Source organism: Providencia sp. PROV122 (assembly GCF_028482365.1).
Lineage (GTDB): Bacteria > Pseudomonadota > Gammaproteobacteria > Enterobacterales > Enterobacteriaceae > Providencia > Providencia stuartii.
In genome coordinates, this window is the sequence record NZ_JAMPQI010000001.1 from 1 (window position 1) to 24,506 (window position 24,506).

Here is a 24,506-nt window from a genome sequence, read left to right on the forward strand (position 1 = left end):
TCAGCACGTGTATCAGTATAGTTAAGCTAGAAGATTGAAATATCTTCTAGCTTAACTACGATAAAGTTCTTTACTGGTCAAGCTTTAGTAGGGTTAGATCATTCACTATATGACGCAATTCATCATATCTAAACTCTTCATAGAAGATATTTTTAGGATAATCTATTAAATCCTTCAATGATTCACTAGTATCAACAAATCTCCATAAAATGGCACCAATTTCATCGGTTAATTTGTATGAATATATATTAAAATAATCTGACCAAGTTCCTAAATTCACATTAAAATTTTCGGCTAACTCATACTCTTCACCATTAAAGTCTAAGATATCTGCTTCTAATAGTTCATAAGTAGAACAATAATTATCAAGCAAATATCTTTGATTTAAGTGTTTTTTGTTTAAAATTTCATTGAGCCCACCGATTAAGTAGCCATCAAAAAAAATTGTATCGTCTAAGCTTCCAAAAAATAAGTCATTAATCCAAAACTTTGCTCGGCCAATAAATTTCTCCTTATTTTCAAAAAAATATTCGACTGCAAGAGTATTTTTTTTTCCTATAAGTCTTGTCTTCATTTGCACGGTTTTATACCTTCCATATTTTTTGCATACTTAGGGACATTTCTTGGATCTATAGCTCTAGGTTTGCCTCTAATATCAACACCATCCGTTGAACCATTCCAATGGAATGGTCCTGAGCCATCAGCAGCACTACTTTGGAATCTATGCCAAACAGCTTTTTTACCTTCCCCAATTTTGACCTAACTCGTTTTTGAGTCATTAGGGTCTAACTGACTAAGTTTAAAGAGCTCTTCAGCGTTAGGTGGTATTATGCTTTTGGAGCTATTGAATGGCACTTGTCTACCTGGTAAATACCCGGGTTCATGATGTCCGGGATTTTTATAAATTAAAGCCTCCGTCAATCCTCAAGGATTCACCCACATTAGCGGGTTAGGTGCATACTGATACAGATTTATCCCACCCAATAACCCAATTGGGTCGGACATGATAAAACGGCCTATCTGTGGGTCATAGAATCTGAAGGTATTAAAATGTAATCCTGTTTCAGTGTCAAAATACTGTCCAGCATAGCGTAAGTTCTGCTCAAAGGACTCCATCTTGCGATCTGGGTCGGAGTAGAAACTTAATGGGCTATTGCGAACAAAGCCAAAGCGTTCATATTTCCCTGACCATACCCTATTGCCTTGTTCGTTGGTGACATCAAGTGGGGCACTGCTAATGTCGCAGTGATGCCAGTAATAGTGGTATCCACTGGATTACTTCACAATAACGGCGAGTGGGGTATAGCTGCCGTGTTCTTCGCAGTAATAGGTTTGGCATTTACCGGTATTGATATTCTGCTCTTGCAGTAACCGTAGTCCTTGCCAGACAAAATGGGTTTCGTGGCGTGTTGGTTTGCCGTGAGCCCGTGATTCAACCACTTTATGAATATGACGACTCAGTGCATTGTTATTTCAAGAAGGCTATGCCTGTAAGGCAAATATTGAAAAGCAGGGTTGCCCCTGCTGATCGTTATGAAAAATATGAAGGTAGAGCGCCTCCTGTAAGTCTAGGTAACCCCTAATAATTCTTTAACCTGATAATCAGAATGTGGGCTTAATGGTGGGTATTTGGTTAAATGCATCAAAGAAGACGGGGCACCCCCAACTTATGATGAGATCGGAAAAGCGTTGGGTTATTCAAAAGGTCTGGTCGCACACCGTGTGAGGTTGTTGGCAAAGCGGGATAAAAGCGTGGTTTTTCCCACTTTGTGTTATCAGCCGAAAATCAATAAATTGATTTTCGTAATTTATTTTCAAAACCTATTAGACTTGCCGCCAAACATAATATGTTTGTTAGCAGTCTGAGATGGCAGGTAAAACTGCCTTCTATACTTGTTATTTAGCAATATAAAAATTAAATGCGGTAGCTGTTAAGTAGCGACCATCTGTACCATCATAAATTTTTGCAGCATCAGGCCAAGCAAAATACCGAGTTTCAGGTTTGTCACGATACAATTCACCCGTTTCCCTGTTAATAGCATAAACCTTTTTGGCTCCTTTTTTGAAGATTTTCCAAACTCCTTTAACGAATGCCTCTGTTTCAGGGTCTTCTGCTGGTTTATAAGAAGCTGATATTGTCCCATTTCTCAAGCATCCTGCTGCAAAATCAGCTTCCTTTGAGTGAATAAATTGAACTAATCCTTTACCGACGAAACTACCCGAAAAACCAGCGTTGTTTGGGCGTGGAAATACATAGTTATTTTTATAATCACTTATACTAGTTATATCACTATTGATGATTGTAACGTTTGAATTTATTGCACCATAACATAAGGAAATCGAATTTCTTACAGGGGGATCAAGAGTATCCCAAACATAATTGTCAATGAATTTAATTTCTTTAAAATAATCACCCAAGGCTTTTGAAAAGTTATCTTCATCTACTTTACTCATAAAAACTTCAATACCAGGCAGTTTAACTTTAGCTGTCATATAGAATCCTTTTTAGCGTTGTGTGACTGTGCCAGCAAGCATGTTGTCAACATTCAATGCTCCCGGCTGTAAAGTGTTACCTTTAGGCACGGTAATAACAACAGCGTTTGGATTTTGTTGGGTGATTCGAACGGCATTATCCCATTCATACTGCGTCATACCATTGACTTTGCCTTTGTCTACAGTCTGAATGTAAACCGTGCGACCTTTAGCATCAGTAAATGTCATGTCGGTGTAAGATCCTCCCTTACGACCTGTTTCAGCTGGGTTTAGTGGTGGTAAATAGGTTTCCCGCAACTCAACGTTAGTACCTGCTTGTCTGCCACCTTCTATATGTCTAACTATTCCTGCATTATTTTAATCAATTGATCCGGAATATCATCCATATGTGTCTGATATAATCTTATTTATCTTTATAGGATTGTGACGCAATTCGTTTAGTAGTGGTTATCATCCGCTGTATCATGATTAAATTGGAAAACAAATATTTAACTAGTTTCACAGGAACTTCTATTTTTAGGGGTCAAATCAATTGATTTGCAAAATTCAATATTTTTTAGCCCTGCATTAATGATAGCTATTTTTAGCTTATCACTCACAACTATTGTATTGGGAGTTTCTTCACTTCTTACAATATCGAAAGAATATGGTATTTCATCTAACAGTACTGTATATAAAAATGCATATTGGGGATTATGGGGGTCAAAATTAGTTAATGTAAATTCACTTTTTTCCATATCAAAACAATTTATCTTTGTTAACACATTGATAGCACTGTAGCTATGTAGTACGTAATTTCCAAAAAAAATGTTTGCATCAAAAAACTCAACCTCGGTTGGTGCTATTTTTTCTAGAACTTCTCGAAGTTCTGAACTAACTAATTCAATGCCTGTGGTAAATAAAATATGGTTTTTCTTTATTTTATTCAAGCTAGCTTTATTTTTTGCCTTATAATTAATCTGAAAACAGTTTCCTTTTAAACTAATTCCTTCACGGAATAGAGTGTAGTCCACAGAGGTATTATGGCAATATTCAAGTAAGTTAAATGTATTTGTAATACTAGAAATTATATAACTCATTTTATCTTCCTACTAACAGGCATTGTTAAGTTTTATTTGTTTGGTTCTTAGGCGATTACCTACATCATCTGACAGAGCTTGAATCTGCATCCTTTTTATCTCTGGGCTTGCATTATTAGCATGTATCTTATCAAGCTCATTGCTAATATAACTATCGTAAGCTTTATTATGCCTCCCTCGATGTACCGTCCTTTCTGGATTTTGCTCAATCGCAGTTTTAGACGATGGTAATTGAGTAATATTTTGACTATTATTAATATCATAGCCTGAACTTATAATCGCTGGATGATTTGCCATCGATTGTGGAATGTTATGGTGTTTCTGAAAACCAGGCATGACAGGCATTTCTTTATAATCACCAGAAGCAGCTAACCCCCATGGGTCAATCCATCCCAACGGATTAGGTGCATAAGCATACAGATTCATCCCACCCAATAACCCAATCGGGTCGGGCATGATAAAACGGCCTATCTGTGGGTCGTAGAATCTGAACGTATTAAAATGCAATCCGGTTTCATTGTCAAAATATTGTCCAGCATAGCGTAAGTTCTGCTCAAAGGACTCCATCTTGCGATCTGGGTCGGAGTAGAAACTCAATGGGCTACTGCGAACAAAGCCAAAGCGTTCATATTTCCCTGACCACACCGTATTGCCTTGTTCGTTGGTGACATCAAGTGGGGCACTGTTAATATCGCAGTGATGCCAGTAATAGTGGTATCCACTGGGTTGCTTCACGATAACGGCGAGTGGGGTATAGCTGCCGTGTTCTTCGTAGCAATAGGTTTGGTGTTTACCGGTATTGATATCCTGTTCTTGCAGCAATCGCAGCCCTTGCCAGACAAAATGGGTTTCATGGCGTGTTAGCTTGCCATGAGCTCGTGACTCGACCACTTTATGAATGCGCCGACCCAGTGCATCGTAGTGATACTGGGCTTTCACGTCACTGGTCTGGGCGATAACTAAACGGTTATCCCCATCATACTGATACGTTTGTTTGACTTGGTTAGGGTGTTCGCGTGAAATCACGTTACCGTACGCATCATGGCGATATTGCCAGCCTTGAAATTGAAGTAGCCTATCCCCTTGTGGGCTTAGGACTGGCGTTGATGGCGTTTGAACCTCGATTTCTGACTGAGGACGCTCTAACAGATTATCCGCACGGTCATAGAACAGCATGGCATCCATGTTTTCGCCACTGGAGACTTTCTTCAGCCGCTGCTCAGAGTCATACAGGTATTCCACCCAACCCCGATAATGGTCTTCCATCGCACCGAGATTATCTTGCTCGTCGTAAAACCATTTTCGTGATGAGGCAATGCCGTTGAGTGGATGCGGTTTATTGCGTGAGCTGAAGGTACTTATCGTCCGTCCCAGCTTATCGTACTGTCGATATTGGGTTAGAGCACCTTGGGTACGGCTGATTTCACGGTGCAGGTCATCCCGTTCAAATTCGGTGATTAAGTGCGGGGTGCCGTCGATAAGGTGATTGATGGCAGTGGCATGCCCTGAACCGTAATAGAGCCAGTTTAGGCTGTCACCTTGAGGTAACGTCAGACAGCTCAGATTATTGAGTTCATCGTAAGCAAATTCGACGATATCATCGCCCGTTTGCTCACGGGTAATACGCCCAAGGGCATCGTAGGTAAAGTGAACTTGGTTCGCTTGCAAGCCCATTTCAAGACCGAGTTGATTCGGTTGCCTCGACGCCACCAACAGGCGGTTTAGGCTATCCCACTGGTATTGATAGCTATCAGTTAATGTTTCCCGTTGAACAAGGTTACCCGCGGGGTCATACTGTAACAACACCGTGCGAGCTGGGGAAGGGAACACGCGGTCGCCTAAACGAGTTTCCTCGGCTAAACGTCCGAAACTGTTATAGCGATATTGAAGCAGCGTATCATCCGGTCTGATTTCCTCGATGAGTCGGCCTTCGGCATCACGGTTGAGTAGGTAACGTCCGCCATTGGCGTTTTCAATTGAAATTAATACGCCTTCAGCATTGTAATGGTAATGGATATGTCGAGCGAGTTTATCGATTTCCGTTGTGACGCGACCGAAGGCGTTGTATTGCCACTGACGCGGAGTATTGTCATTGCGTTGGTGATGGGTGAGGAGCCCCGCGGCATTCTAGGCCAATTGAACGGTAGAATTATCCGGCAACACAATGCGCGTGATGTGTCCTGCATTATCGTAGTAGTACTCTGTGGCTTCATGTAAGGCGTTAGTGTGAGAAACCAAACGACCTTCATCATCATAATGCCAGTAGTGCTGCTTGCCAGAACAGTCGGTATGACGCAGTAATTGTCCGCGTTTTGTTCAGAGGAACTCGCTGCGCCCCTGTTTGGCATCAATGCGGACGGTGGGGCGCAGTGTAGTTTTATAGTCATAGCGGTATTCGGTCGTTTGCTCCAGTGAAGAGATTTCTTTAACTGGCAAGGTTTTGATTGTTTAATAACCAGCTGCCAGTTCTTATCATAATAGTTATTTCATATTAAGAAGAGTATAACGAATCTAATGCTCCCCGTAATTTATGTGCAAGCTCAGGTGCAACGTATTTATCAGTGACCACTTCAATGTAGGATGCAAAAGGGGATGACTCTGCATGATTGATGGCGATATCAAGTTCATTACAACGTGTTACCTTTTGGCAATTCCAATCATGACAACCTAATGCAGCGGGTAATTTTTCATAATCCCATTTAGCGATATCATTGTAATAAGCTTCCGGATCTTTGCATATTAAGCGCTCAAATAGATACCCATCATTATTGATAATGAAAATAATCGGTTTTAATTGAAAACGTGCAAACTGGCAAATTTCTTGTGCTGTTAACTGATGAGCCCCTTCCCCTGTAATTAAGATCACTCTGCGCTTAGGTGCTGCCAAAGCCGCTCCGAAAGCGGCGGCAGTAGACCATCCAATAGACCCCCACAAGGTTTGGTTACAGAATTGAACCCCTTTAGGAAGTTGTGCAAAGACTAAACCCATTAATGGGGTTCCTGTGTCAGTAAAAATAATATCATTTTCTTTAAACATCTTTTCGAATCGAGAATATAGATATTCAGCCGATATTGATTGATAGCCGGTGAACAATGATTCATCTAAGCATTGAACTTTAGGGTGGTTTTGATGAAATGAGGGAATTCGCTCTTTCAATTTAGCGAGTACATCCTTCATATACACCTGAGAGTATACTGTAGAACCAATTTTGACATAATCAGGCATGATATTGATATGATATTCTGAAGGGATAGCGGCAGTAAAACAGCCCGTATTCATATCCGTCATCATTGCACCGATGCTAATAATACAATCGCTGCTTTCTATATATTCACTAACAGGGGTATTTATTAAATGTCCATAATAGATGCCCATATAATTAGATGCTGTTTCATTGAGTACCCCTTTATCCATAATCATGGTAGCATAAGGTAAGTTTGATTTATTTATTAGGGTTTGAAGCTCATCGGTTAATCCTAAACGAGAAGCTAAAATTCCCGGAAGTAGGCTAATTTTTTGGCTAGTTAATAGTTTATTTAAAATTACATTAATAACTTTGGTTAGGTTTTGATTATTACTTTGGGGAATATCAGTGCATACTGAATACCGTTTATTTGTATGAATAGGCATTTCAGCATAATCGGATGGAATACCGATATAGACAGGTTGGCGCTTAAATAAAGCGTATGTGATCAGCCGTTCTACTTCTTCAATACAATTTTCAGGGGTAAGAATTGCTTGCGCACAACTAATAGGTTGAAACATTTTATAGAACAGAGTGAAATCCCCATCTCCTAAAGAGTGATGAAGAATTTTTTTACTTTCCTGTGCACCGCTAGATGGCATACCTACCAAATGAAAAATAGGTAAATATTCAGCGTAAGAGCCCGCAATAGCATTGATAGCACTGAGTTCACCAACACCGAATGTTGTTGATAATGCAGCTATACCTTTTATTCGCGCATACCCATCTGCAGCATATGCTGCATTTAATTCATTACAGCAGCCAACCCAACGCATTTTATTATTTTCACAAATGGCATCATTAATTGGAAATGAATAATCCCCAGCAACACCAAAAATATCGCTAACACCTATATCGTATAATCGAGTTAATAAATATTGTACCACTGTTTTTTTCATCATTTTCTCCATTATGCTTTTAAGACAGTCGGTAATGAATAATGAAATATCATTTGTAGATGAGTTTAAATGGAACTGCTCTATGTGATCGCTGTTATATAAATAAAATAATATAATAAAGCTTAAAAATGAGAATGTAGGGTAATCTTTTGTTTATTAAGAGCTAACAATATTTTCAATCTAGAAAGGAATAAACGAATTAGATAGTGTAGTCATTGACAGAACAAATATAAGTCATTAACGTTTTTTATTGTTTATAAACAAAAAATTATTGTTAAGGTGGCTTTATTATGAAAAAACTAAAAATACTTGTATTATCTTTTGCATTATTAAGTCCATTAGCGTTTGGGGCGACAGAAATTAATTATACAAAATCTCTGTATTTGAAATTTGCAGGCACGGTCAATGTTGTTATGAATGATGGTGTATCTGCTGATTATGTAAAGGCAATCTCTCAAAAAGCGGATGAGAAAGGTGCTGAATATTTTGTTATTACTTCGGTTGAGTCTGAAGGAAGTGGAAACGATGTTTCGGTAACGGCCAGCTTATATAAAAAATAATCATTAAACTAAGTTGTATCATTCACCCTTTATTAAAAGGGAACGATGCAACTTAGTTATTTTTTAGGTAGGGATTAACCTGTTGAGAGTGATATGCAAAGGTCAAACGCCCATGGAATATAAAGCGCTTTTTTAGGCCAAAGTATCGTTATTGAAATCGGCACTAACGTTGCGCAGCGGTTACCATGATTTCCACAAGCACTTGCTCTCTAGCCATATTTGCTTCAACGGCAGCACGTGCAGGGCTATTCTCTGTTGGCATCCATGATTCCCAAACAGCATTAAAAGCAGCAAAATCACGTTCCATATTTTTGATCCAAACTTGGGCTGAAAGAATACGTGTTTTGTCACTGTTACTTGCAGCTAATAGAGTATCTATTTTTGCAAGTACATCTTGTGTCTGAGCTGTGATATCACCATTTAAATCATTAGGAACTTGTCCTGATAAATAAACTAAGCCTGCATATTCAACGCTATCAGCTAAACGTGGCTTTGGATTATTACGTTTGATCATATTGTTGTATTACCTCGTTAATCCAGTTAAAGAGATGGGAGATGTTTCTCCTGAAACTAATTGGCTGAGAATTTGAGCGCTGCCAGCGGCTAAGGTAAACCCTAAGCTACCATGACCAATATTTAACCAAAGATTGTTATATCCAGTTTTGCCTAATATTGGTGGCCCTTTTGGTGTTGATGGACGTAATCCACACCATGTTTCGGCATCTTCAATATTTGTTACATCAGGGAATGTGTTTTTAATAATATTTTTTAAGGCGGAAATTCGGTTATCACGCAAGCCTAATTTGTCATAACCGATATCCACCATTGCGGCGATGCGAAGTTGCTGATTAAGTTTTGCATAAACAATTTTATTTCCATAATCAGTTACATTGATTTTAGGCACCACATGTTCTTTTTCTGGATAAGGAATAGAAAGGCTATAGCCTTTTAAGCCAAGCATTGGTACATGAATACCTAATGTTTTTAGCAGTTTCCTGCTTCCATTTCCGGCACATACAATGACATCATCAGCAGAAATTGTTCCTTGCGGAGTAATAACACCTGTAATTCGCTTATCATCTTTAATAAATGAAACAACAGAATGTTGTAAGCATAGTGTAAAATCTGCTTGAGTTGATAAATATTGGAGTAAGTTTTTACAGAATAAATAACAGTCTGCACTTTCATCATCAGGAGCATAAATTGCGCCCACTAACTGTGATTGAATATTCTTTAATGATGGCTCTAAGGCGGTAATTTCAGTCGGATTTAAAACCTTTTGAAATTGACTGTCGATGGTTTCGCAAGCTTTATTAAAGCTTTTTTGGTCACGGTGAATAATTAGTTTACCCGATTTTTCCCAAGCAAAGTCACCGATATCACCATTATTACGCCAGATATTCATGATCTCTTGGCTGAGTAAAGAGAGGCGTAGTTGGTGAGCACCATTAATTTTATTTGTTTTGCGATTACAAGCTAAGGTGAATTGAGTTAACCAAGCCCATTGTTGCAGGGAAAATTGTATTTTTAAATTCAATGGTGAATCATCTTTCCCCATCCAACTTAAACCTTGTAATGGTACTCCTGCATCTGCTAACGGCGAAACATAGCGATAGCTAAGTTGTCCGCCATTGGCGAAACTTGTTTGCATGCCGACATCAGATTCTGATTCTAATAAAGTGACGGCATGACCCGCTTTGATTAAAGCATATGCAGTACTAAGGCCAATGACACCTGCACCAATAACCACCACATGTTTTTTCATAATTATCCGCAACCAATAATAACTGAGGAGTTATTATTTAACGGCGAATAAGTTAACTAAACAATTGAGTTTTCATTGCCAGAGTATAACCTTTGGTTAACTACTTTATTTCTTTTTTCGAGGGTTAGTGACAAAGTATTTACATAGTTTTGAGCCGCTTTAGTCAATGGTCTATCCGCACGATGGAAAACTGAAACAGCTAAATGCAGATCCTCTTTGAGTGGATAGATCATCGATTTTGGTAATGTGTGCTCAGCAGAGAAAATATCAGTAATACTGCAACCTAATCCTGCTCGAACAAATTCAGCCGCCATGTGGTAGGTATGCACACTAATATTTGAAACCGAGAACTCATGGTATTGCTGTAATAATTGCGCTAATGAGTCTGAACCTGGATGTATCCAACGATCTTGGTCAATATCAGCTAATGAAACAGGACCTTCATGTTTTTGCGTATCAACATAAACAAGGGGGATTTCAGCGATGGGTAATACCGTAATTCCGCCTTCAATAGCCAAATTGAAACCAATACCAATATCAAGGTCTTGTTGGGTTAATAATTGCATGATATCGACGGTATGATGGGTGCCAATCGTTAATTTTATATTGGGGTGTTTTTTAATAAACAGAGCGGTGACTTCAGGTACTAAGTTTAAACCTAGGCTTGGTAAACAGCCAATCGCTAATTTTCCCTGAGGGTTTTTGGATAAATTTTGCGCTAATATTCTTAAGCGGTCTAAATTTCGATAAACTTCTTTTGCTTCATCAAAAAGTAGTAAAGCCTCATCGGTTGGTAATAATTTCCCTCTAATTCGTTGGAATAATACTAACCCTAATTGTTGCTCAGCATGTTTGAGTGCTTTACTCGCCGCGGGTTGAGAAATATGTAAAACTTCAGCCGCACGCGTTAAGGAACCACAAGTCATTACAGCATAAAAGATATCGAGATGTCTTAATTTCATTCCATGTAGCCTACTGATTATTTATTTCTACGGACTATTCTAACGAATAAAGTATAAATAATCAGATATACTCGTCATAATTCAAATTTTGGTTTAGTTGTCACGAGAATTAATTCGTAAACGTGCAAGCTAAATAGATTGATTAGGGGAATATACGGGGTAAGAAAGCGGCTCGGCATACTGCCCTATAATAAATTGTTAGGAGAAGTACGCCGAGTAGTGTGTAGCTATTAGGTAAAGTATGTACCAATTTCAATAAATATTTTAATTAAGATACTGTTTGAAATATCAACAATAAAGGCACCGACCATAGGAACGACAAGGAAAGCTTTATGTGATGGTCCAAATGCTTTTGTGACTGTTTGCATATTCGCAATTGCTGTTGGTGTTGCTCCCATACCAAAGCCACAGTGACCCGCGCTGATCACGACAGCATCATAATCTTTGCCCATCATTTTGAAGGTGACAAAGCAGGCAAATAGCACCATGACAACAGTTTGTACAGCAATGATAATTAATACTGGCCCTGCCATGCTTGCCAATTGACCAAATTTTAATGACATTAACGCCATTGCCAAGAAAAGCGATAAAGCAACGCTACCTAATACATCGACGGTCGGCTCAAACACTTCGTGTTTAAATACATGAGTCAGTGTATTACGGATAATAATACCGACAAATAAACACCAGACAAAAGTAGGCAGTTGCAGAAAAGTATCTTTAAACAATGCACTGATATAGCCACCAACAACAATACAGATAATCAGCATTGAAATGGTTTCAATAACGTTATTTGCATTGATTTTTCTTTTGACGCTTGGTTGCTCAAAAGCTTCAACGATAGTGTCGCGCTCTTGCTCGGTTGTTTTAGGAATAGAGACCTTTTTCAAAAGATGACGGGCAACAGGGCCGCCAACTAAACCACCCAACACTAATCCAAGTGTTGCACAAGCCATCGCTAATTCAACGGCGCCTGTTACACCATATTTATCAGCGAGAATAGGGCCCCATGCTCCGGCATTACCATGACCACCTGTTAGAGTAATTGAACCTGCAATTAAGCCAATAAATGGACTTTCATTCATCATGACAGCCATACTCATGCCGACAGTATTTTGAATGGCGATTAGGATCGTTACTGCAATAGTTAATAGAACTAACGGCTTTCCTCCTTTAATCAGTCGAGAAAAGTCAGAACTTAGCCCGATAGAGGAAAAGAATGTGAGCATTAATAAACTTTGCAATGAAGCATCAAAAGTAAACGAATAACCTGATGTTTTATCAATAATTAACAGAACAATTGCAACAATAAAGCCACCAACGACGGCTTCTGGTATGTGGTTTTTTTGTAGGAACGGGGTAAATTTTACGACAAACATTCCTATGAGTAGCGCGATACATGCGACTAATAATGTATAACTGGCATCTAGGATCATTTTTTTACCTCTATTAGTTTACCAGAATTTTCACTATAACAATTTAACAATAGTGAAAAATGAAGTTACTTTGGTTAACTAATTTTTAACAATGAGTTTTATTAGGGTATCCATAACTTTTAGTTAATAGGGTCATAATTTAAGTGTGATCTTAATCATGAAATATTAAAAAGGTTAAAATAACAACAATGGTATTTAATGATGGGTAAACCTGAATACCATGCGGGATCCGCACTATTTTCGGTGATAGCAAAAAATAAAAAAGTATAAATAATAAACAAAATTATAAGAGAAGGGGAACATGATAAGCGCAGGCCGAGCAATTTAAAGAAGTGTGATATACAACATAAAACAGCAGCATGACCTTTCTATATTTCGTTGCTTATCGAAGTGTTAATTTTCGGGTGGATTACTCTGTTTGTTGATTAATAACGGAGAAAAATATGATTGCTGTAATATTTGAGGTGCAAATACAACCCGACCAACAAACTCGCTATTTGACTTTAGCTGAGGAGTTAAGACCACTATTAAGTCATGTAGCTGGTTTTATTTCAATTGAACGTTTTCAAAGTTTAGCTACAGAAGGAAAAATATTATCGCTATCTTGGTGGGAAAACGAATACGCAGTTCTGCAATGGAAAAATCATGTTTTACATGCGAAAGCTCAACAAGAAGGGCGAGAGTCAATATTTGATTTTTACAAAATTAGTATTGCTCATATTACTCGCGAATATTCATTTAAAAAGGACAAGGATAATGTTTGATGTTCACGTTGTTTTAGACAATCAAATAGGACAATTAGCATTACTAGGAAAAACATTAGGTAATAAAGGTATTGGATTGGAAGGGGGAGGGATATTTACGGTTGGTGATGAATGCCATGCTCATTTTCTTGTTGAACAAGGAAAGGAAGCTAAAATAGCGCTAGAGCAAGCTGGACTGTTAGTACTTGCGATCCGGACACCATTAATTCGTAAGTTAAAACAGGAAAAACCGGGGGAACTTGGCGAAATAGCACGAGTATTGGCGGAGAATAACATTAATATTTTAGTGCAATACAGTGACCATGCTAACCAACTGATATTAATAACGGACAATGATAGTATGGCTGCATCTGTTACGCTCCCTTGGGCAATAAAGTGAACTTGCGATGGCTAATTTAATACGAAAAGAGGTTACCTTTGAGTCCTCAATAGCCGCGATAGGGGCGGCTATGTCTGACATTTCACGAGTTAAAATACTCAGTGCTTTGATGGATGGGCGAGCTTGGACGGCCACTGAGCTAAGTTCTGTGGCGAATATATCAGCTTCAACGGCGAGCAGTCATTTATCTAAATTATTAGATTGCCAGCTAATCACAGTAGTAGCTCAAGGCAAGCATCGTTATTTTCGGCTAGCAGGAAAAGATATTGCTGAATTGATGGAAAGTATGATGGGGATCTCCTTAAACCATGGCGTACATGCCAAAGTTTCCACGCCAGTGCATTTACGAAAAGCACGTACTTGCTATGATCATTTAGCTGGTGAAGTTGCCGTTAAGATCTATGATTCCCTTTGTCAACAGCAATGGATCACTGAAAATGGTTCAATGATCACATTAAGTGGTATTCAATATTTTCATGAAATGGGAATTGACGTTCCTTCCAAACATTCACGTAAAATCTGTTGTGCGTGTTTAGATTGGAGTGAACGCCGTTTCCATTTAGGTGGGTACGTTGGAGCCGCATTATTTTCGCTTTATGAATCTAAAGGGTGGTTAACTCGACATCTTGGTTACCGTGAAGTTACCATCACGGAAAAAGGTTATGCTGCTTTTAAGACCCATTTTCACATTTAAGTTGTTTTTCTAATCCGCATATGATCAATTCAAGGCCGAATAAGAAGGCTGGCTCTGCACCTTGGTGATCAAATAATTCGATAGCTTGTCGTAATAATGGCGGCATACTATCAGTAGTAGGTGTTTCCCTTTCTTCTTTAGCGACTTGATGCTCTTGATCTTCCAATACGCAACCTAAAGTAAAATGCCCCACAGCGCTGAGTGCATATAATGCATTCTCTAGTGAAAAACCTTGTTGGCATAAAAAGGCTAATTGATTTTCGAGAGTTTCATACTGTTTTTCTGTAGGCCGTGTACCTAAATGTACTTTTGCTCCATCGCGATGACTTAGTAAAGCACATCTAAAACTTTTAGCGTTATTACGTAAAAAATCTTGCCAGCTTTCCCCTTCTAAAGGGCAAAAGTGAGTATGGTGCCTATCTAACATCTCAATGGCTAAGGCATCGAGCAAAGCCCGCTTATTTTTTACATGCCAATACAAGGTAGGCTGCTCTACACCTAGCTTCTGGGCGAGTTTACGGGTTGTTAAACCTTCGATTCCGACCTCATTAAGCAGCTCTAATGCGCTGTTAATCACTTTACTTTTATCTAATCTAGACATCATTAATTCCTAATTTTTGTTGACACTCTATCATCGATAGAGTTATTTTACCACTCCCTATCAGTGATAGAGAAAAGTGAAATGAATAGTTCGACAAAGATCGCATTGGTAATTACGTTACTCGATGCCATGGGGATTGGCCTTATCATGCCAGTCTTGCCAACGTTATTACGTGAATTTATTGCTTCGGAAGATATCGCTAACCACTTTGGCGTATTGCTTGCACTTTATGCGTTAATGCAGGTTATCTTTGCTCCTTGGCTTGGAAAAATGTCTGACCGATTTGGTCGGCGCCCAGTGCTGTTGTTGTCATTAATAGGCGCATCGCTGGATTACTTATTGCTGGCTTTTTCAAGTGCGCTTTGGATGCTGTATTTAGGCCGTTTGCTTTCAGGGATCACAGGAGCTACTGGGGCTGTCGCGGCATCGGTCATTGCCGATACCACCTCAGCTTCTCAACGCGTGAAGTGGTTCGGTTGGTTAGGGGCAAGTTTTGGGCTTGGTTTAATAGCGGGGCCTATTATTGGTGGTTTTGCAGGAGAGATTTCACCGCATAGTCCCTTTTTTATCGCTGCGTTGCTAAATATTGTCACTTTCCTTGTGGTTATGTTTTGGTTCCGTGAAACCAAAAATACGCGTGATAATACAGATACCGAAGTAGGGGTTGAGACGCAATCGAATTCGGTATACATCACTTTATTTAAAACGATGCCCATTTTGTTGATTATTTATTTTTCAGCGCAATTGATAGGCCAAATTCCCGCAACGGTGTGGGTGCTATTTACCGAAAATCGTTTTGGATGGAATAGCATGATGGTTGGCTTTTCATTAGCGGGTCTTGGTCTTTTACACTCAGTATTCCAAGCCTTTGTGGCAGGAAGAATAGCCACTAAATGGGGCGAAAAAACGGCAGTACTGCTCGGATTTATTGCAGATAGTAGTGCATTTGCCTTTTTAGCGTTTATATCTGAAGGTTGGTTAGTTTTCCCTGTTTTAATTTTATTGGCTGGTGGTGGGATCGCTTTACCTGCATTACAGGGAGTGATGTCTATCCAAACAAAGAGTCATCAGCAAGGTGCTTTACAGGGATTATTGGTGAGCCTTACCAATGCAACCGGTGTTATTGGCCCATTACTGTTTGCTGTTATTTATAATCATTCACTACCAATTTGGGATGGCTGGATTTGGATTATTGGTTTAGCGTTTTACTGTATTATTATCCTGCTATCGATGACCTTCATGTTAACCCCTCAAGCTCAGGGGAGTAAACAGGAGACAAGTGCTTAGTTATTTCGTCACCAAATGATGTTATTCCGCGAAATATAATGACCCTCTTGATAACCCAAGAGGGCATTTTTTACGATAAAGAAGATTTAGCTTCAAATAAAACCTATCTATTTTATTTATCTTTCAAGCTCAATAAAAAGCCGCGGTAAATAGCAATAAATTGGCCTTTTTTATCGGCAAGCTCTTTTAGGTTTTTCGCATGTATTGCGATATGCATAAACCAGCCATTGAGTAAGTTTTTAAGCACATCATCATCATAAGCTTTAAGTTGGTTCTCTTGGATCAATTTGCTGACAATGGCGTTTACCTTACCAGTAATGTATTCAAGGCTAATTTTTTCAAGTTCATTCCAACCAATGATAGGCATCACTTCTTGGATAGGGATAAGGTTTTTATTATTATCAATAATATAATCAAGATAATGTTCAAATATACTTTCTAAGGCAGACCAACCATTTGTTAAATCAGTTTTTGTTGTGATGTAGGCATCAATCATAATTAATTGCTGCTTATAACAGGCGCTGAGTAATTGTTTTTTATTTTTAAAGTGATGATAAAAGGCACCTTTGGTCACCAACGCTTTTCCCGAGATCTCATCTATTGAAACAGCTTGATAGCCTTTTTCAACAAACAATATTCGTGCTGAGTTAACCAGTGATTGATAGGTACTCTTAAAATTTTCTTGTTGATGATTTTTATTTTCCATGATAGATCTAAAATAACATACCGTCAGTATGTTTATGGTATCATGATGATGTGGTCGTGACAATCTTAAGAACATTTAGGTTATTTTATGTATATTGAACAGCATTCTCGCTATCAAAATAAAGCTAATAACATCCAATTAAGATATGATGATAAGCAGTTTCATACAACGGTTATCAAAGATGTTCTATTATGGATTGAACATAATTTAGATCAGTCTTTACTGCTTGATGATGTGGCGAATAAAGCGGGTTATACCAAGTGGTATTTTCAGCGGCTGTTCAAAAAAGTAACAGGGGTCACACTGGCTAGCTATATTCGTGCTCGTCGTTTGACGAAAGCGGCTGTTGAGTTGAGGTTGACGAAAAAAACTATCCTTGAGATCGCATTAAAATATCAATTTGATTCCCAACAATCTTTTACACGTCGATTTAAGTACATTTTTAAGGTTACACCAAGTTATTATCGGCGTAATAAATTATGGGAATTGGAGGCAATGCAGCCACCTATCAATTTCGATATTGATTATTTAGCAATTCCTCAAATTGTTGAGTGTGAACAGTATACTTTGCATATTAAAGAGTATCAGTATCTATCTTCATTAGATGAGGTTGGATTATTGCATGAAAATATTAGGGGAAGTTTTTGGGATGATTTTTTTAAGGCGACAAATTTAAAAATAAAAGAATGCTATGTGTTGATCAATTATCAGAAAACAGAGAAAAGATCACACATGGTGCAAGTGAAATACCAGATTGGCTTAAAAGCAATAGATCCAATTGTTGATCACAACCAGTTTAAAGAAATTTATTTACCTAGTGGAAAGTACGCAAAGTTTTCATTTAAAGGCTCTTTGGCTGAATACCGTGATTTTAGCTTAAATCTTTATCTTTATTCTTTGCCTTCTCTAGGGTTACTTCGTCGTGAAGGGGTGGATATTGAAAAATATATTAATAATAAAGAAAATGTAGAATTACCAATAAAAGAAATTGAAATAGAATATTTTGTGCCAATTTACTAACACTGAAAACTAGTTTGTTCAAGCTTTGTTTAAATATGAAAAGGTATTTTATTCAAAATACGATTATTTTAAAATGAGATAATATGTCAAAAAAATCAATTAATCCTTCATCTGTTTTTAATTCATTGCAGTATGGATTTAGTCAAGCTATTGAAACTACAGGTACTCGGCAGCTTTTTCTCTCTGGGCAAGTTGGTGTTGATGCGAATCAACAAACCGTGGCTGGTGGTATTTATGAGCAAACCATTCAAGCAATTAAAAATATCGAGTATGTCCTTAAAGAAGCCCACGGAACGCTGAATGATGTTGTTATGCTGCGGATTTATATTAAGCAAGGTTGTGATAGTGATGAAGAGCAAAATGCGATATCTCAGGCACTAAAAGAAAAGTTTACCTCGGCGCCACCAGCATCATCTTGGGTGATCGTTACGGGGTTATCATTGCCAGAGTGGCTGATTGAAATTGAAGCCCATGCAGTGCTTAATTAAATGAGATTAACCGATAATATTAATTATCGGTTTTCGCCAACTCAATAAAATCTAGGTGAAATACAGACTGTTATTGATGATTAAATAATGATGATTTTTGTTCAATAGCGCGACGCTTATCTCAAAAATAAAAATACATACTAAAGTTAAATTACCTATCCAGATTGATTTTAAAATTCAATTTTATCAACAAAGCCAGTTGTTAATGTGTAACACCAGCTAAGTGGAAATGGATAACGCTAGTTAGTAGATTATTTCCACGAGAAAATGGAAATAATGTGGCTGCACAGTCATAGATGATTTTTCTATTCTACCAATGTAGTGGTTAAGTTTAATACTCATATTCGGTCATATACCAAGATATGAGCGTGTATTGTTATTTAACTAGGAAAATTTATCATGGCAAATAAGTTATCTATCTGGGCGGCGTCATTTATGTTTGCGAGTACTTCTTTGGTTGCCGCTCCTCAATTTGCGTGGGTTGGAACTTATAGCCCTAATGGTGAAGGAATATATCGTTTTGATATCGATAATCAAACGGGGCAATTAAGCCGTAAAGTTTTAGCCGCTCCACTTACAAATGCTGCACAATTGGTTTTATCAAAAAATGGTAAAGTGCTGTATGCAGGGAGTGAAACAGAAAAGGGAACGGTTCATGCATGGCAGGTTAAGGATAATGGGGAGTTACAGGCGATAAATAATGTTTCATCTGGAGGGGATGGCCCTGTTTATTTATCGATAACCCCAGATGGGCGCTACTTATTGGTTGCGAATTACCATAGTGGTGCTGTGTCGGTGCTTCCTATTCGAGATGATGGCGGTCTATTACCTGCAAGTGAAGTTATTCAACATGATGGCCCTGCTGGGGCCGCCTATCCTGAAGCGGCAGTTGAGGGGAGCTTTGCTATCAGTGATCATAACGGGCCTCATGCTCACATGATAGCAACCGACCCTTCAGGGGAATATGTGTTTACCACAGATCTCGGTCTTGACCGCATCTATCAATATCGCTTTGATGGAAAGAATGGAAAATTAATTGCAAATGATCCCCCATACATTATGGCATCATCAAAAGGTGCTGGCCCTCGCCATTTTGTTTTTTCTAAATTAGGAGACAGAGTTTGGTTGGTTAATGAAGAAGCATCAACATTAACTGAATATCAATTTGATAAACAAAAAGGTACTTTAAAAGAGAAGGCGACAGTTTCGACGTTACCTGAAAATTATAAAGGCACAAATTTTATTTCGGGTATTGTAGAGAGCCAAGATGGTAAACATCTCTATGTTGGAAATCGTTTACACAATAGTGTTGCACATTTTAGTATTAATGAAGAGGGTTCACTCAGCAAAGTATCACAAACATGGACACGAGGGGATTACCCAAGAACATTAACATTGTCTCCAGACGGTCAATATTTATATGTTATGAACCAACGTAGTGACAATATTACCCGTTTTAAGGTTGAACCGAATACAGGGGAGTTGGTGTTTGTTGATGACTATGTACCGATTGGCGCCCCTTCACAAATGGTCGTCAGTGAGACAAAATAACTTACAGGTTTTATTGGTGGTGCTAATAAGTGCGATCAATGCGAGTTGAGAAAAGGAAATTGCAATGTCCGGTGAAAAATTAGGGAATGAACGTATTCGAAGTGCAACAGGGAATAATAAGCGTCTGTCACGGCTCGAAATCAATGAAATTAAGCGTGCGGTTGAAATTGAAAATTCAATCAGTAAGCGTCAAGGTAAACAGCCTAAACAATCTCAAATTGTGCGTTTTCACTGTGGCTGTAATTGCTTTTCAATTAAGGTTGATTAATGGGAAAGCACCCAACAGTTGTTGGGTGCTTATATGATCAGTGTTTGACCAGCGTAGAAAAATAGTAGACGAGTGGTACAGCTAATACCCATAAGCTTATAGGGATCTCTCTCCATTTCCCTGCAACAGCTTTAATCAGAATATAGAACAGTAGGCCACCTGCAATACCCGTACCGAAACTATTGGCGATCAATGTGATCATCACCATCATTAAAACAGGTAAACCATCCGTAAAGTTTGCAAGGTCAACTTTACGTAGTCCACTGAACATATTTAGTCCAATCAAAATTAATGCAGGCGCGGTGGCTTGCGCTGGGATCATTAAAGCAATTGGTGTAAACAGTAGCATTAATAGGAACATAAAGGCCGCTGCAAGAGCCGTAAGTCCCGTTTTACCGCCGGCTTCCGCAGCCGCTGAAGACTCAATTAAAGCGGTTGCCGCAGGAATGCCTACCCATGGGCCGAGTGCGGCTGCAATTGAGTCAACGATAAATGGGCGGTTAATGTTCGGCATATTGCCTTCTTTATCAAGTAACCCCGCTTCACCACCGACAGCCAGTGTCGTGCCCATCGTCGAGAAAAATTCAGCGGCAAAAAATACAAATAAAAAGGGTAAGAAGGCGATGTTTAAGGCGCCAATTAAGTCAACCTCTCCGAATACAGGGCCTACTGAATGAGGAATACCAATAAAGCTATCGGGTAATTTTGTGACCCCAAAAGGAATACCTATAACGGTGGCAAATAAAATTGCCCATAAAATAGCTCCGGGTATACGTCGTGCTTGCAAGGCGATGGCGACAAAGAAACCAGCCAAAGCCACTAATGCCCCCGGTGATAAAAAATCACCTAACATCAAGGCGTTGGTTTTAGGGTTAGCAAGTACTAAACCTGCATTTCGAAAACCGAGAACGGCAACAAATAAACCGATAGAGGCGGTTAGCCCAAGTTTGATCGATTGAGGAACCGAACGAGTGACAACTTCGCGTAAACCAAATTTAGTGAGCAGGAAGAATAAAATGCCTGACCAACAAGCTATGCCCAAACCAATTTGCCAGTTAATCCCTTCGCTACCTGCAAGTGTGATACCTACCAGTACAGAGCCGCCAATGCCTGGTCCAACGACGAAAGGAAGGTTGGCATAGAAAGCCATTAGCAGACTCGCCAGCACAAAAACAATGATCGTGCCTGTTGTTGCGGCACCTTTATCCATTCCCCCAGCGGCGAGCAGCCCGGGGATCACAACTAACAAATAAGCGGCAGCAAGAAAACCTGTTACCCCTGCTAAGAACTCTGTTCTGACGGTGCTCCCTCGAGCGCGCAATGCAAAACGTTTTTCTAGCCAACTCCCTGATGTTGGCGCATTAATCATATTGTCAGCCATAAATTGGCTCTCCTATCATTATTATTAATTATTGTGATTGTGCGAGTGTTTACTGGTTTGAATCACGGGATCAACAATTTGTCGCGTTGTACCGTCAGTCAACCCTAGGTCAGTCAAATGAGGGCCTGCATTACAGGCAAGACAGGTGCCTTCAATAGCTTTAAAAACACGATAAGGCGGCTCCCAATCGGCTATTTCACTGCTAAGCTCTCGTAATTGACGAAACTGTTCGGCAAGCTGTTTTGCAGGCAGATCGGATAGCATGCCAGCAATTGGCATCGCAACGTGAGCGAGGACTTTACCGTTTTGAACTAAAGCCATACCACCGCCACTTTCGATAAGCAAATTAGCCGCGTGTGCCATATCTTCTGCATCACGACCCAGTACAACTAAATTGTGAGAATCATGTGAGTAGCTAGTTGCGATAGCACCGCGTAATTCACCCCAGCCTTCTAATAGTGCAATTTGTGGCTTGGCATCATGGCGTCCATGGCGATGTTGTACGCGGATCAAGCTAAAGCCATTCGGTATTTGAACTTTGCCATCGGTAATTTGCACATCAATTTCACCCCATTGTGTGAAGCGAGCTCCTCGAATATGGCGTAATCGAGCACTGCCATTAATAATATTATCAATTTGTAATGTGCAATCAGCGGCTGTGATAGGTGACAGACACATGGTATCTCTAGGTGGTAAAACGGTTTGATCTGTGGCTAGTGATTTAAATAGTTTTCCATCTTCGGAAATTTGCTGACCTGCAACATACACGCGGTGTGCTTGTAATTTTTTGAGTGAATCAAAGACCACCAAATCAGCGCGACGCCCTGCGGCAATTAACCCCAGATCGTGACGTTGTAAGCGAATGGCTGCATTTAAGGTTGCAAAACGGAGTACATCTGTCGCTTGCATACCATGCTCAATTAATAGATTCAGTAGGGCAATGATCCCCCCTTTTTCGATTAAAATATCAGGTGGAACATCATCGGTGCATACGGTGATTTGTGATGAGAGATGAGGTAGCTTTTGCAACTCAGCGACGATGTCTGGCAATAGATAAGGGTGAGAGCCACGAATTTCGAGTGTTAAACCAGCTCGCAATTTCTCTAAAGCATCTTCTGCTGAGGTAAGCTCATGATCAGATGTCACGCCAGCAGCGAGGTAGGCTTGTAAATCGGCTCCTTTTAACCCTCTAGCATGGCCTTCAATGAGTTTCCCCGACGTAAGCCCCGCGTTTAAAATCTCCTCCATTCGTTCACTACCATGAAGAACGCCGAACATATCCATCACTTCTGCAACACCATGGACCTCTGGCCAACTTAACATGGTTGACATTTCTTTTCCGGCAAAGTCGGCTCCTGACATTTCAAGGCCTGGTGTTGAGGGAACAGAGGAGGGGGCAGCTACCATGACATGCAGCGGTAAATTGCGGCTTGCTTCAATCGCATAACGGACACCTTCCAAGCCTAATACATTAGCCAATTCATGGGGATCCCAAAATACCGCGGTGGTTCCTTGTGTTAGCACTATTTCGGCGTAACGCACGGGAGGAAGATGGGAGCTTTCTAAGTGAACATGTGTGTCAATCAGCCCTGGTGAAATAAAATACCCGTTAAGGTCATGGATTTCCTTGGCATCACTTCGGCTTCCTGTTGGGTGGACACTCGCAATGAGTGAATCGACAATACCAATATCGGCGGCACGGATCTCGCCAGTGACCATGTCGACAATATTGGCTTGTGTGAGAAGCAGGTCAAAAGGGATTTCACCTTTTGCCGCTTGCACTGCTCTGCGTCTGCTGTAGTTGGTTTCGCTCATAAAATACCATCAATAAATGATCCTTTGCTGCTACTTTATGAGTTACGCAAACGTTTGCCAAGATGATAAAACTTATCAGATCATAAGAAAGGGTTATAATGGTGAATAAGAGCATTAAGGCTAGGTTAGGCTTTGTATGGTTAATTAGAGGGTTATAACAACGCCTTATCATAAAATAGAGTGTGAATAGAGAACATGAGTGAACCATGGCAGCGCCTGCCTGCATTGACGTTAAAACAGATACAATATTTTGTGACTTTGGCACATTTAAGGCATTTTACTGATACAGCGAGCCGACTAGCCATTAGTCAACCTGCGTTGAGTAGTGCATTACGTCAAATTGAAAGTGTGATTGGAGGAAAACTAGTTAATCGAACCGCTTCCTCTGTAACGCTAACAGAGCTTGGTGCTGCTATTTTACCGCATGCTGAACGTATACTGAGTGTTTCACACCGTGCTTTTAGTGATATTCAACAGATAATTGACGAAGGCGGAGACGGCACGTTGCGTATTGGCTTGGTGCCTTCCGTGAGTTCACTACTTTTTCCTGATGTGCCGACACAACTTAATTTGCACTTTCCTCGGCTGAATGTGGAGTTTTACGATAAAACCAATGATTCATTAGTTTCTCAATTAATGAATAATGAGATTGATTTTGGGGTTGGTGTATTAGACAGCTCAGTCCCTAGAGAGTTACAACTGTTTACGTTACAAGATGACCCTTTTGTCGCAGTCGTACATCGAGAAGATGTATTAGCGGGAGGCTTCCATTTGCCTTGGAAAATGCTTAATAATCGCGATATTGCGGTGTTTTCTAAAGGCAACATCCAACGTTTAGTGTTAGCCACATTGGAAAGCCACCGCTTAAAGCCCAATATTCGTTATCAAGTTGATTACATTGAAACGCTATATGGCTTAGTCCGTTCTAAATTGGCGATTGCTATTCTTCCTCACCTTTATACCGTACATTTACGCGACCCTGACTTAATGGTTTTGCAGTTACAGCAACCGGCATTGACTCGCACGGTGTCTTTGATGCGAACCAGCCAAATCTTAACACCAATGGTAGAATCCGCATTTACAGTGCTGCTTAAGACACTGAAAGCATAAGCT

Annotated in this window: 26 protein-coding genes and 1 pseudogene; 10 read left to right on the forward strand and 17 right to left on the reverse strand. The window is 39.5% G+C overall.

From position 1 onward, the window contains the following. Window positions 1-70: 70 nt before the first annotated feature. The 9 genes and pseudogenes from PSE69_RS00005 to PSE69_RS00055 all read right to left on the reverse strand — a co-directional run bounded on the left by PSE69_RS00005 (window position 71) and on the right by PSE69_RS00055 (window position 7,716). Window positions 71-574: a hypothetical protein gene (locus tag PSE69_RS00005; protein WP_053110412.1), complete on the reverse strand. Its 504-nt coding sequence runs from the start codon at window positions 572-574 to the stop codon at window positions 71-73. Between the two features lie 350 nt (window positions 575-924). Continuing rightward, window positions 925-1,116 (reverse strand): RHS repeat-associated core domain-containing protein, encoded by a 192-nt coding sequence (locus PSE69_RS00010; protein WP_014656624.1) that lies wholly within the window; start codon window positions 1,114-1,116, stop codon window positions 925-927. Between the two features lie 48 nt (window positions 1,117-1,164). Then, window positions 1,165-1,245 (reverse strand): annotated as a pseudogene (locus tag PSE69_RS00015) (RHS domain-containing protein); the annotation flags it as partial. A gap of 30 nt (window positions 1,246-1,275) precedes the next feature. After that, window positions 1,276-1,440 carry a hypothetical protein gene (locus PSE69_RS00020; protein ID WP_225829627.1) on the reverse strand — a complete coding sequence of 55 codons (165 nt, stop codon included), beginning with the start codon at window positions 1,438-1,440 and terminating at the stop codon, window positions 1,276-1,278. A gap of 456 nt (window positions 1,441-1,896) precedes the next feature. Beyond that, window positions 1,897-2,493 carry a hypothetical protein gene (locus PSE69_RS00025; protein WP_014656623.1) on the reverse strand — a complete coding sequence of 199 codons (597 nt, stop codon included), beginning with the start codon at window positions 2,491-2,493 and terminating at the stop codon, window positions 1,897-1,899. A gap of 12 nt (window positions 2,494-2,505) precedes the next feature. After that, window positions 2,506-2,721 carry a hypothetical protein gene (locus tag PSE69_RS00030; RefSeq protein WP_014656622.1) on the reverse strand — a complete coding sequence of 72 codons (216 nt, stop codon included), beginning with the start codon at window positions 2,719-2,721 and terminating at the stop codon, window positions 2,506-2,508. A gap of 260 nt (window positions 2,722-2,981) precedes the next feature. Next, the gene (locus PSE69_RS00035; protein WP_071599657.1) at window positions 2,982-3,572 is read right to left on the reverse strand and encodes an imm11 family protein; all 591 of its coding nucleotides are present in this window, start codon (window positions 3,570-3,572) and stop codon (window positions 2,982-2,984) included. 12 nt (window positions 3,573-3,584) lie between these two features. Next, window positions 3,585-5,402, reverse strand: coding sequence for an RHS repeat-associated core domain-containing protein (locus PSE69_RS00040; RefSeq protein WP_272674899.1), 1,818 nt, complete (start codon window positions 5,400-5,402; stop codon window positions 3,585-3,587). Window positions 5,403-6,063: 661 nt separating this feature from the next. Further along, window positions 6,064-7,716: an alpha-keto acid decarboxylase family protein gene (locus PSE69_RS00055; RefSeq protein ID WP_121875129.1), complete on the reverse strand. Its 1,653-nt coding sequence runs from the start codon at window positions 7,714-7,716 to the stop codon at window positions 6,064-6,066. A 290-nt stretch (window positions 7,717-8,006) separates the two neighbouring features. Here PSE69_RS00055 and PSE69_RS00060 point away from each other — a divergent pair, with 290 nt between their 5' ends. Continuing rightward, entirely contained in the window at window positions 8,007-8,276 is a 270-nt protein-coding gene (locus PSE69_RS00060; RefSeq protein ID WP_004922790.1) for a DUF1471 domain-containing protein, read from the forward strand. Window positions 8,277-8,439: 163 nt separating this feature from the next. Here the strand turns inward: PSE69_RS00060 and PSE69_RS00065 are convergent, their stop codons facing one another. From PSE69_RS00065 to gltS, 4 genes are all read right to left on the reverse strand, one after another. After that, window positions 8,440-8,790 (reverse strand): RidA family protein, encoded by a 351-nt coding sequence (locus PSE69_RS00065; RefSeq protein ID WP_004922788.1) that lies wholly within the window; start codon window positions 8,788-8,790, stop codon window positions 8,440-8,442. Between the two features lie 9 nt (window positions 8,791-8,799). Continuing rightward, on the reverse strand, window positions 8,800-10,041 hold the full coding sequence (locus tag PSE69_RS00070; protein WP_036941455.1) for a D-amino acid dehydrogenase: 1,242 nt from the start codon (window positions 10,039-10,041) through the stop codon (window positions 8,800-8,802). 56 nt (window positions 10,042-10,097) lie between these two features. Continuing rightward, window positions 10,098-11,003, reverse strand: a complete 906-nt coding sequence (locus tag PSE69_RS00075; RefSeq protein WP_121875130.1) for a LysR family transcriptional regulator — start codon at window positions 11,001-11,003, stop codon at window positions 10,098-10,100. Between the two features lie 230 nt (window positions 11,004-11,233). Further along, complete coding sequence (gene gltS / locus PSE69_RS00080; RefSeq protein WP_000599533.1) at window positions 11,234-12,439, reverse strand: sodium/glutamate symporter; 1,206 nt, start codon at window positions 12,437-12,439, stop codon at window positions 11,234-11,236. Window positions 12,440-12,882: 443 nt separating this feature from the next. Here gltS and PSE69_RS00085 point away from each other — a divergent pair, with 443 nt between their 5' ends. Genes PSE69_RS00085 through PSE69_RS00095 form a run of 3 tightly spaced genes read left to right on the forward strand, consistent with a single transcriptional unit; the run spans window position 12,883 to window position 14,276 of the window. Further along, entirely contained in the window at window positions 12,883-13,203 is a 321-nt protein-coding gene (locus PSE69_RS00085; protein ID WP_040132382.1) for an antibiotic biosynthesis monooxygenase family protein, read from the forward strand. Further along, window positions 13,196-13,582 (forward strand): hypothetical protein, encoded by a 387-nt coding sequence (locus PSE69_RS00090; RefSeq protein ID WP_000460651.1) that lies wholly within the window; start codon window positions 13,196-13,198, stop codon window positions 13,580-13,582. Before PSE69_RS00085 ends, PSE69_RS00090 begins: the two co-directional genes overlap by 8 nt. Before the next feature lie 7 nt (window positions 13,583-13,589). After that, the gene (locus PSE69_RS00095) at window positions 13,590-14,276 is read left to right on the forward strand and encodes an ArsR/SmtB family transcription factor (protein ID WP_001284954.1); all 687 of its coding nucleotides are present in this window, start codon (window positions 13,590-13,592) and stop codon (window positions 14,274-14,276) included. Here PSE69_RS00095 and tetR(B) read toward each other — a convergent pair. Then, window positions 14,254-14,877 (reverse strand): tetracycline resistance transcriptional repressor TetR(B), encoded by a 624-nt coding sequence (tetR(B), locus tag PSE69_RS00100; RefSeq protein WP_183124523.1) that lies wholly within the window; start codon window positions 14,875-14,877, stop codon window positions 14,254-14,256. The genes PSE69_RS00095 and tetR(B) overlap by 23 nt on opposite strands. A gap of 81 nt (window positions 14,878-14,958) precedes the next feature. Here tetR(B) and tet(B) point away from each other — a divergent pair, with 81 nt between their 5' ends. After that, window positions 14,959-16,164, forward strand: a complete 1,206-nt coding sequence (tet(B), locus tag PSE69_RS00105; RefSeq protein ID WP_001089072.1) for a tetracycline efflux MFS transporter Tet(B) — start codon at window positions 14,959-14,961, stop codon at window positions 16,162-16,164. A 112-nt stretch (window positions 16,165-16,276) separates the two neighbouring features. Here tet(B) and tetC read toward each other — a convergent pair whose 3' ends face one another. After that, the gene (gene tetC, locus PSE69_RS00110) at window positions 16,277-16,870 is read right to left on the reverse strand and encodes a tetracyline resistance-associated transcriptional repressor TetC (RefSeq protein ID WP_000428546.1); all 594 of its coding nucleotides are present in this window, start codon (window positions 16,868-16,870) and stop codon (window positions 16,277-16,279) included. Between the two features lie 87 nt (window positions 16,871-16,957). On the opposite strand from tetC, the gene PSE69_RS00115 reads away from it, so the two are divergent. From PSE69_RS00115 to PSE69_RS00130, 4 genes are all read left to right on the forward strand, one after another. Continuing rightward, window positions 16,958-17,890, forward strand: a complete 933-nt coding sequence (locus PSE69_RS00115; RefSeq protein ID WP_004922753.1) for a helix-turn-helix domain-containing protein — start codon at window positions 16,958-16,960, stop codon at window positions 17,888-17,890. Between the two features lie 83 nt (window positions 17,891-17,973). Continuing rightward, window positions 17,974-18,378 carry a RidA family protein gene (locus PSE69_RS00120; protein ID WP_004922750.1) on the forward strand — a complete coding sequence of 135 codons (405 nt, stop codon included), beginning with the start codon at window positions 17,974-17,976 and terminating at the stop codon, window positions 18,376-18,378. A gap of 399 nt (window positions 18,379-18,777) precedes the next feature. Next, window positions 18,778-19,929 carry a lactonase family protein gene (locus tag PSE69_RS00125; RefSeq protein ID WP_014656610.1) on the forward strand — a complete coding sequence of 384 codons (1,152 nt, stop codon included), beginning with the start codon at window positions 18,778-18,780 and terminating at the stop codon, window positions 19,927-19,929. Between the two features lie 64 nt (window positions 19,930-19,993). Then, entirely contained in the window at window positions 19,994-20,197 is a 204-nt protein-coding gene (locus PSE69_RS00130; protein WP_121875132.1) for a hypothetical protein, read from the forward strand. 37 nt (window positions 20,198-20,234) lie between these two features. Here PSE69_RS00130 and PSE69_RS00135 read toward each other — a convergent pair whose 3' ends face one another. Beyond that, window positions 20,235-21,578, reverse strand: a complete 1,344-nt coding sequence (locus PSE69_RS00135) for an NCS2 family permease (RefSeq protein ID WP_036941381.1) — start codon at window positions 21,576-21,578, stop codon at window positions 20,235-20,237. A gap of 24 nt (window positions 21,579-21,602) precedes the next feature. Next, window positions 21,603-23,393, reverse strand: coding sequence for an adenine deaminase (locus PSE69_RS00140; RefSeq protein WP_004922737.1), 1,791 nt, complete (start codon window positions 23,391-23,393; stop codon window positions 21,603-21,605). Between the two features lie 195 nt (window positions 23,394-23,588). Here PSE69_RS00140 and PSE69_RS00145 point away from each other — a divergent pair, with 195 nt between their 5' ends. Further along, a complete protein-coding gene (locus PSE69_RS00145) occupies window positions 23,589-24,503 on the forward strand; it encodes a LysR family transcriptional regulator (RefSeq protein WP_004922734.1) in 915 nt (304 codons plus the stop codon). Window positions 24,504-24,506: the final 3 nt, after the last annotated feature.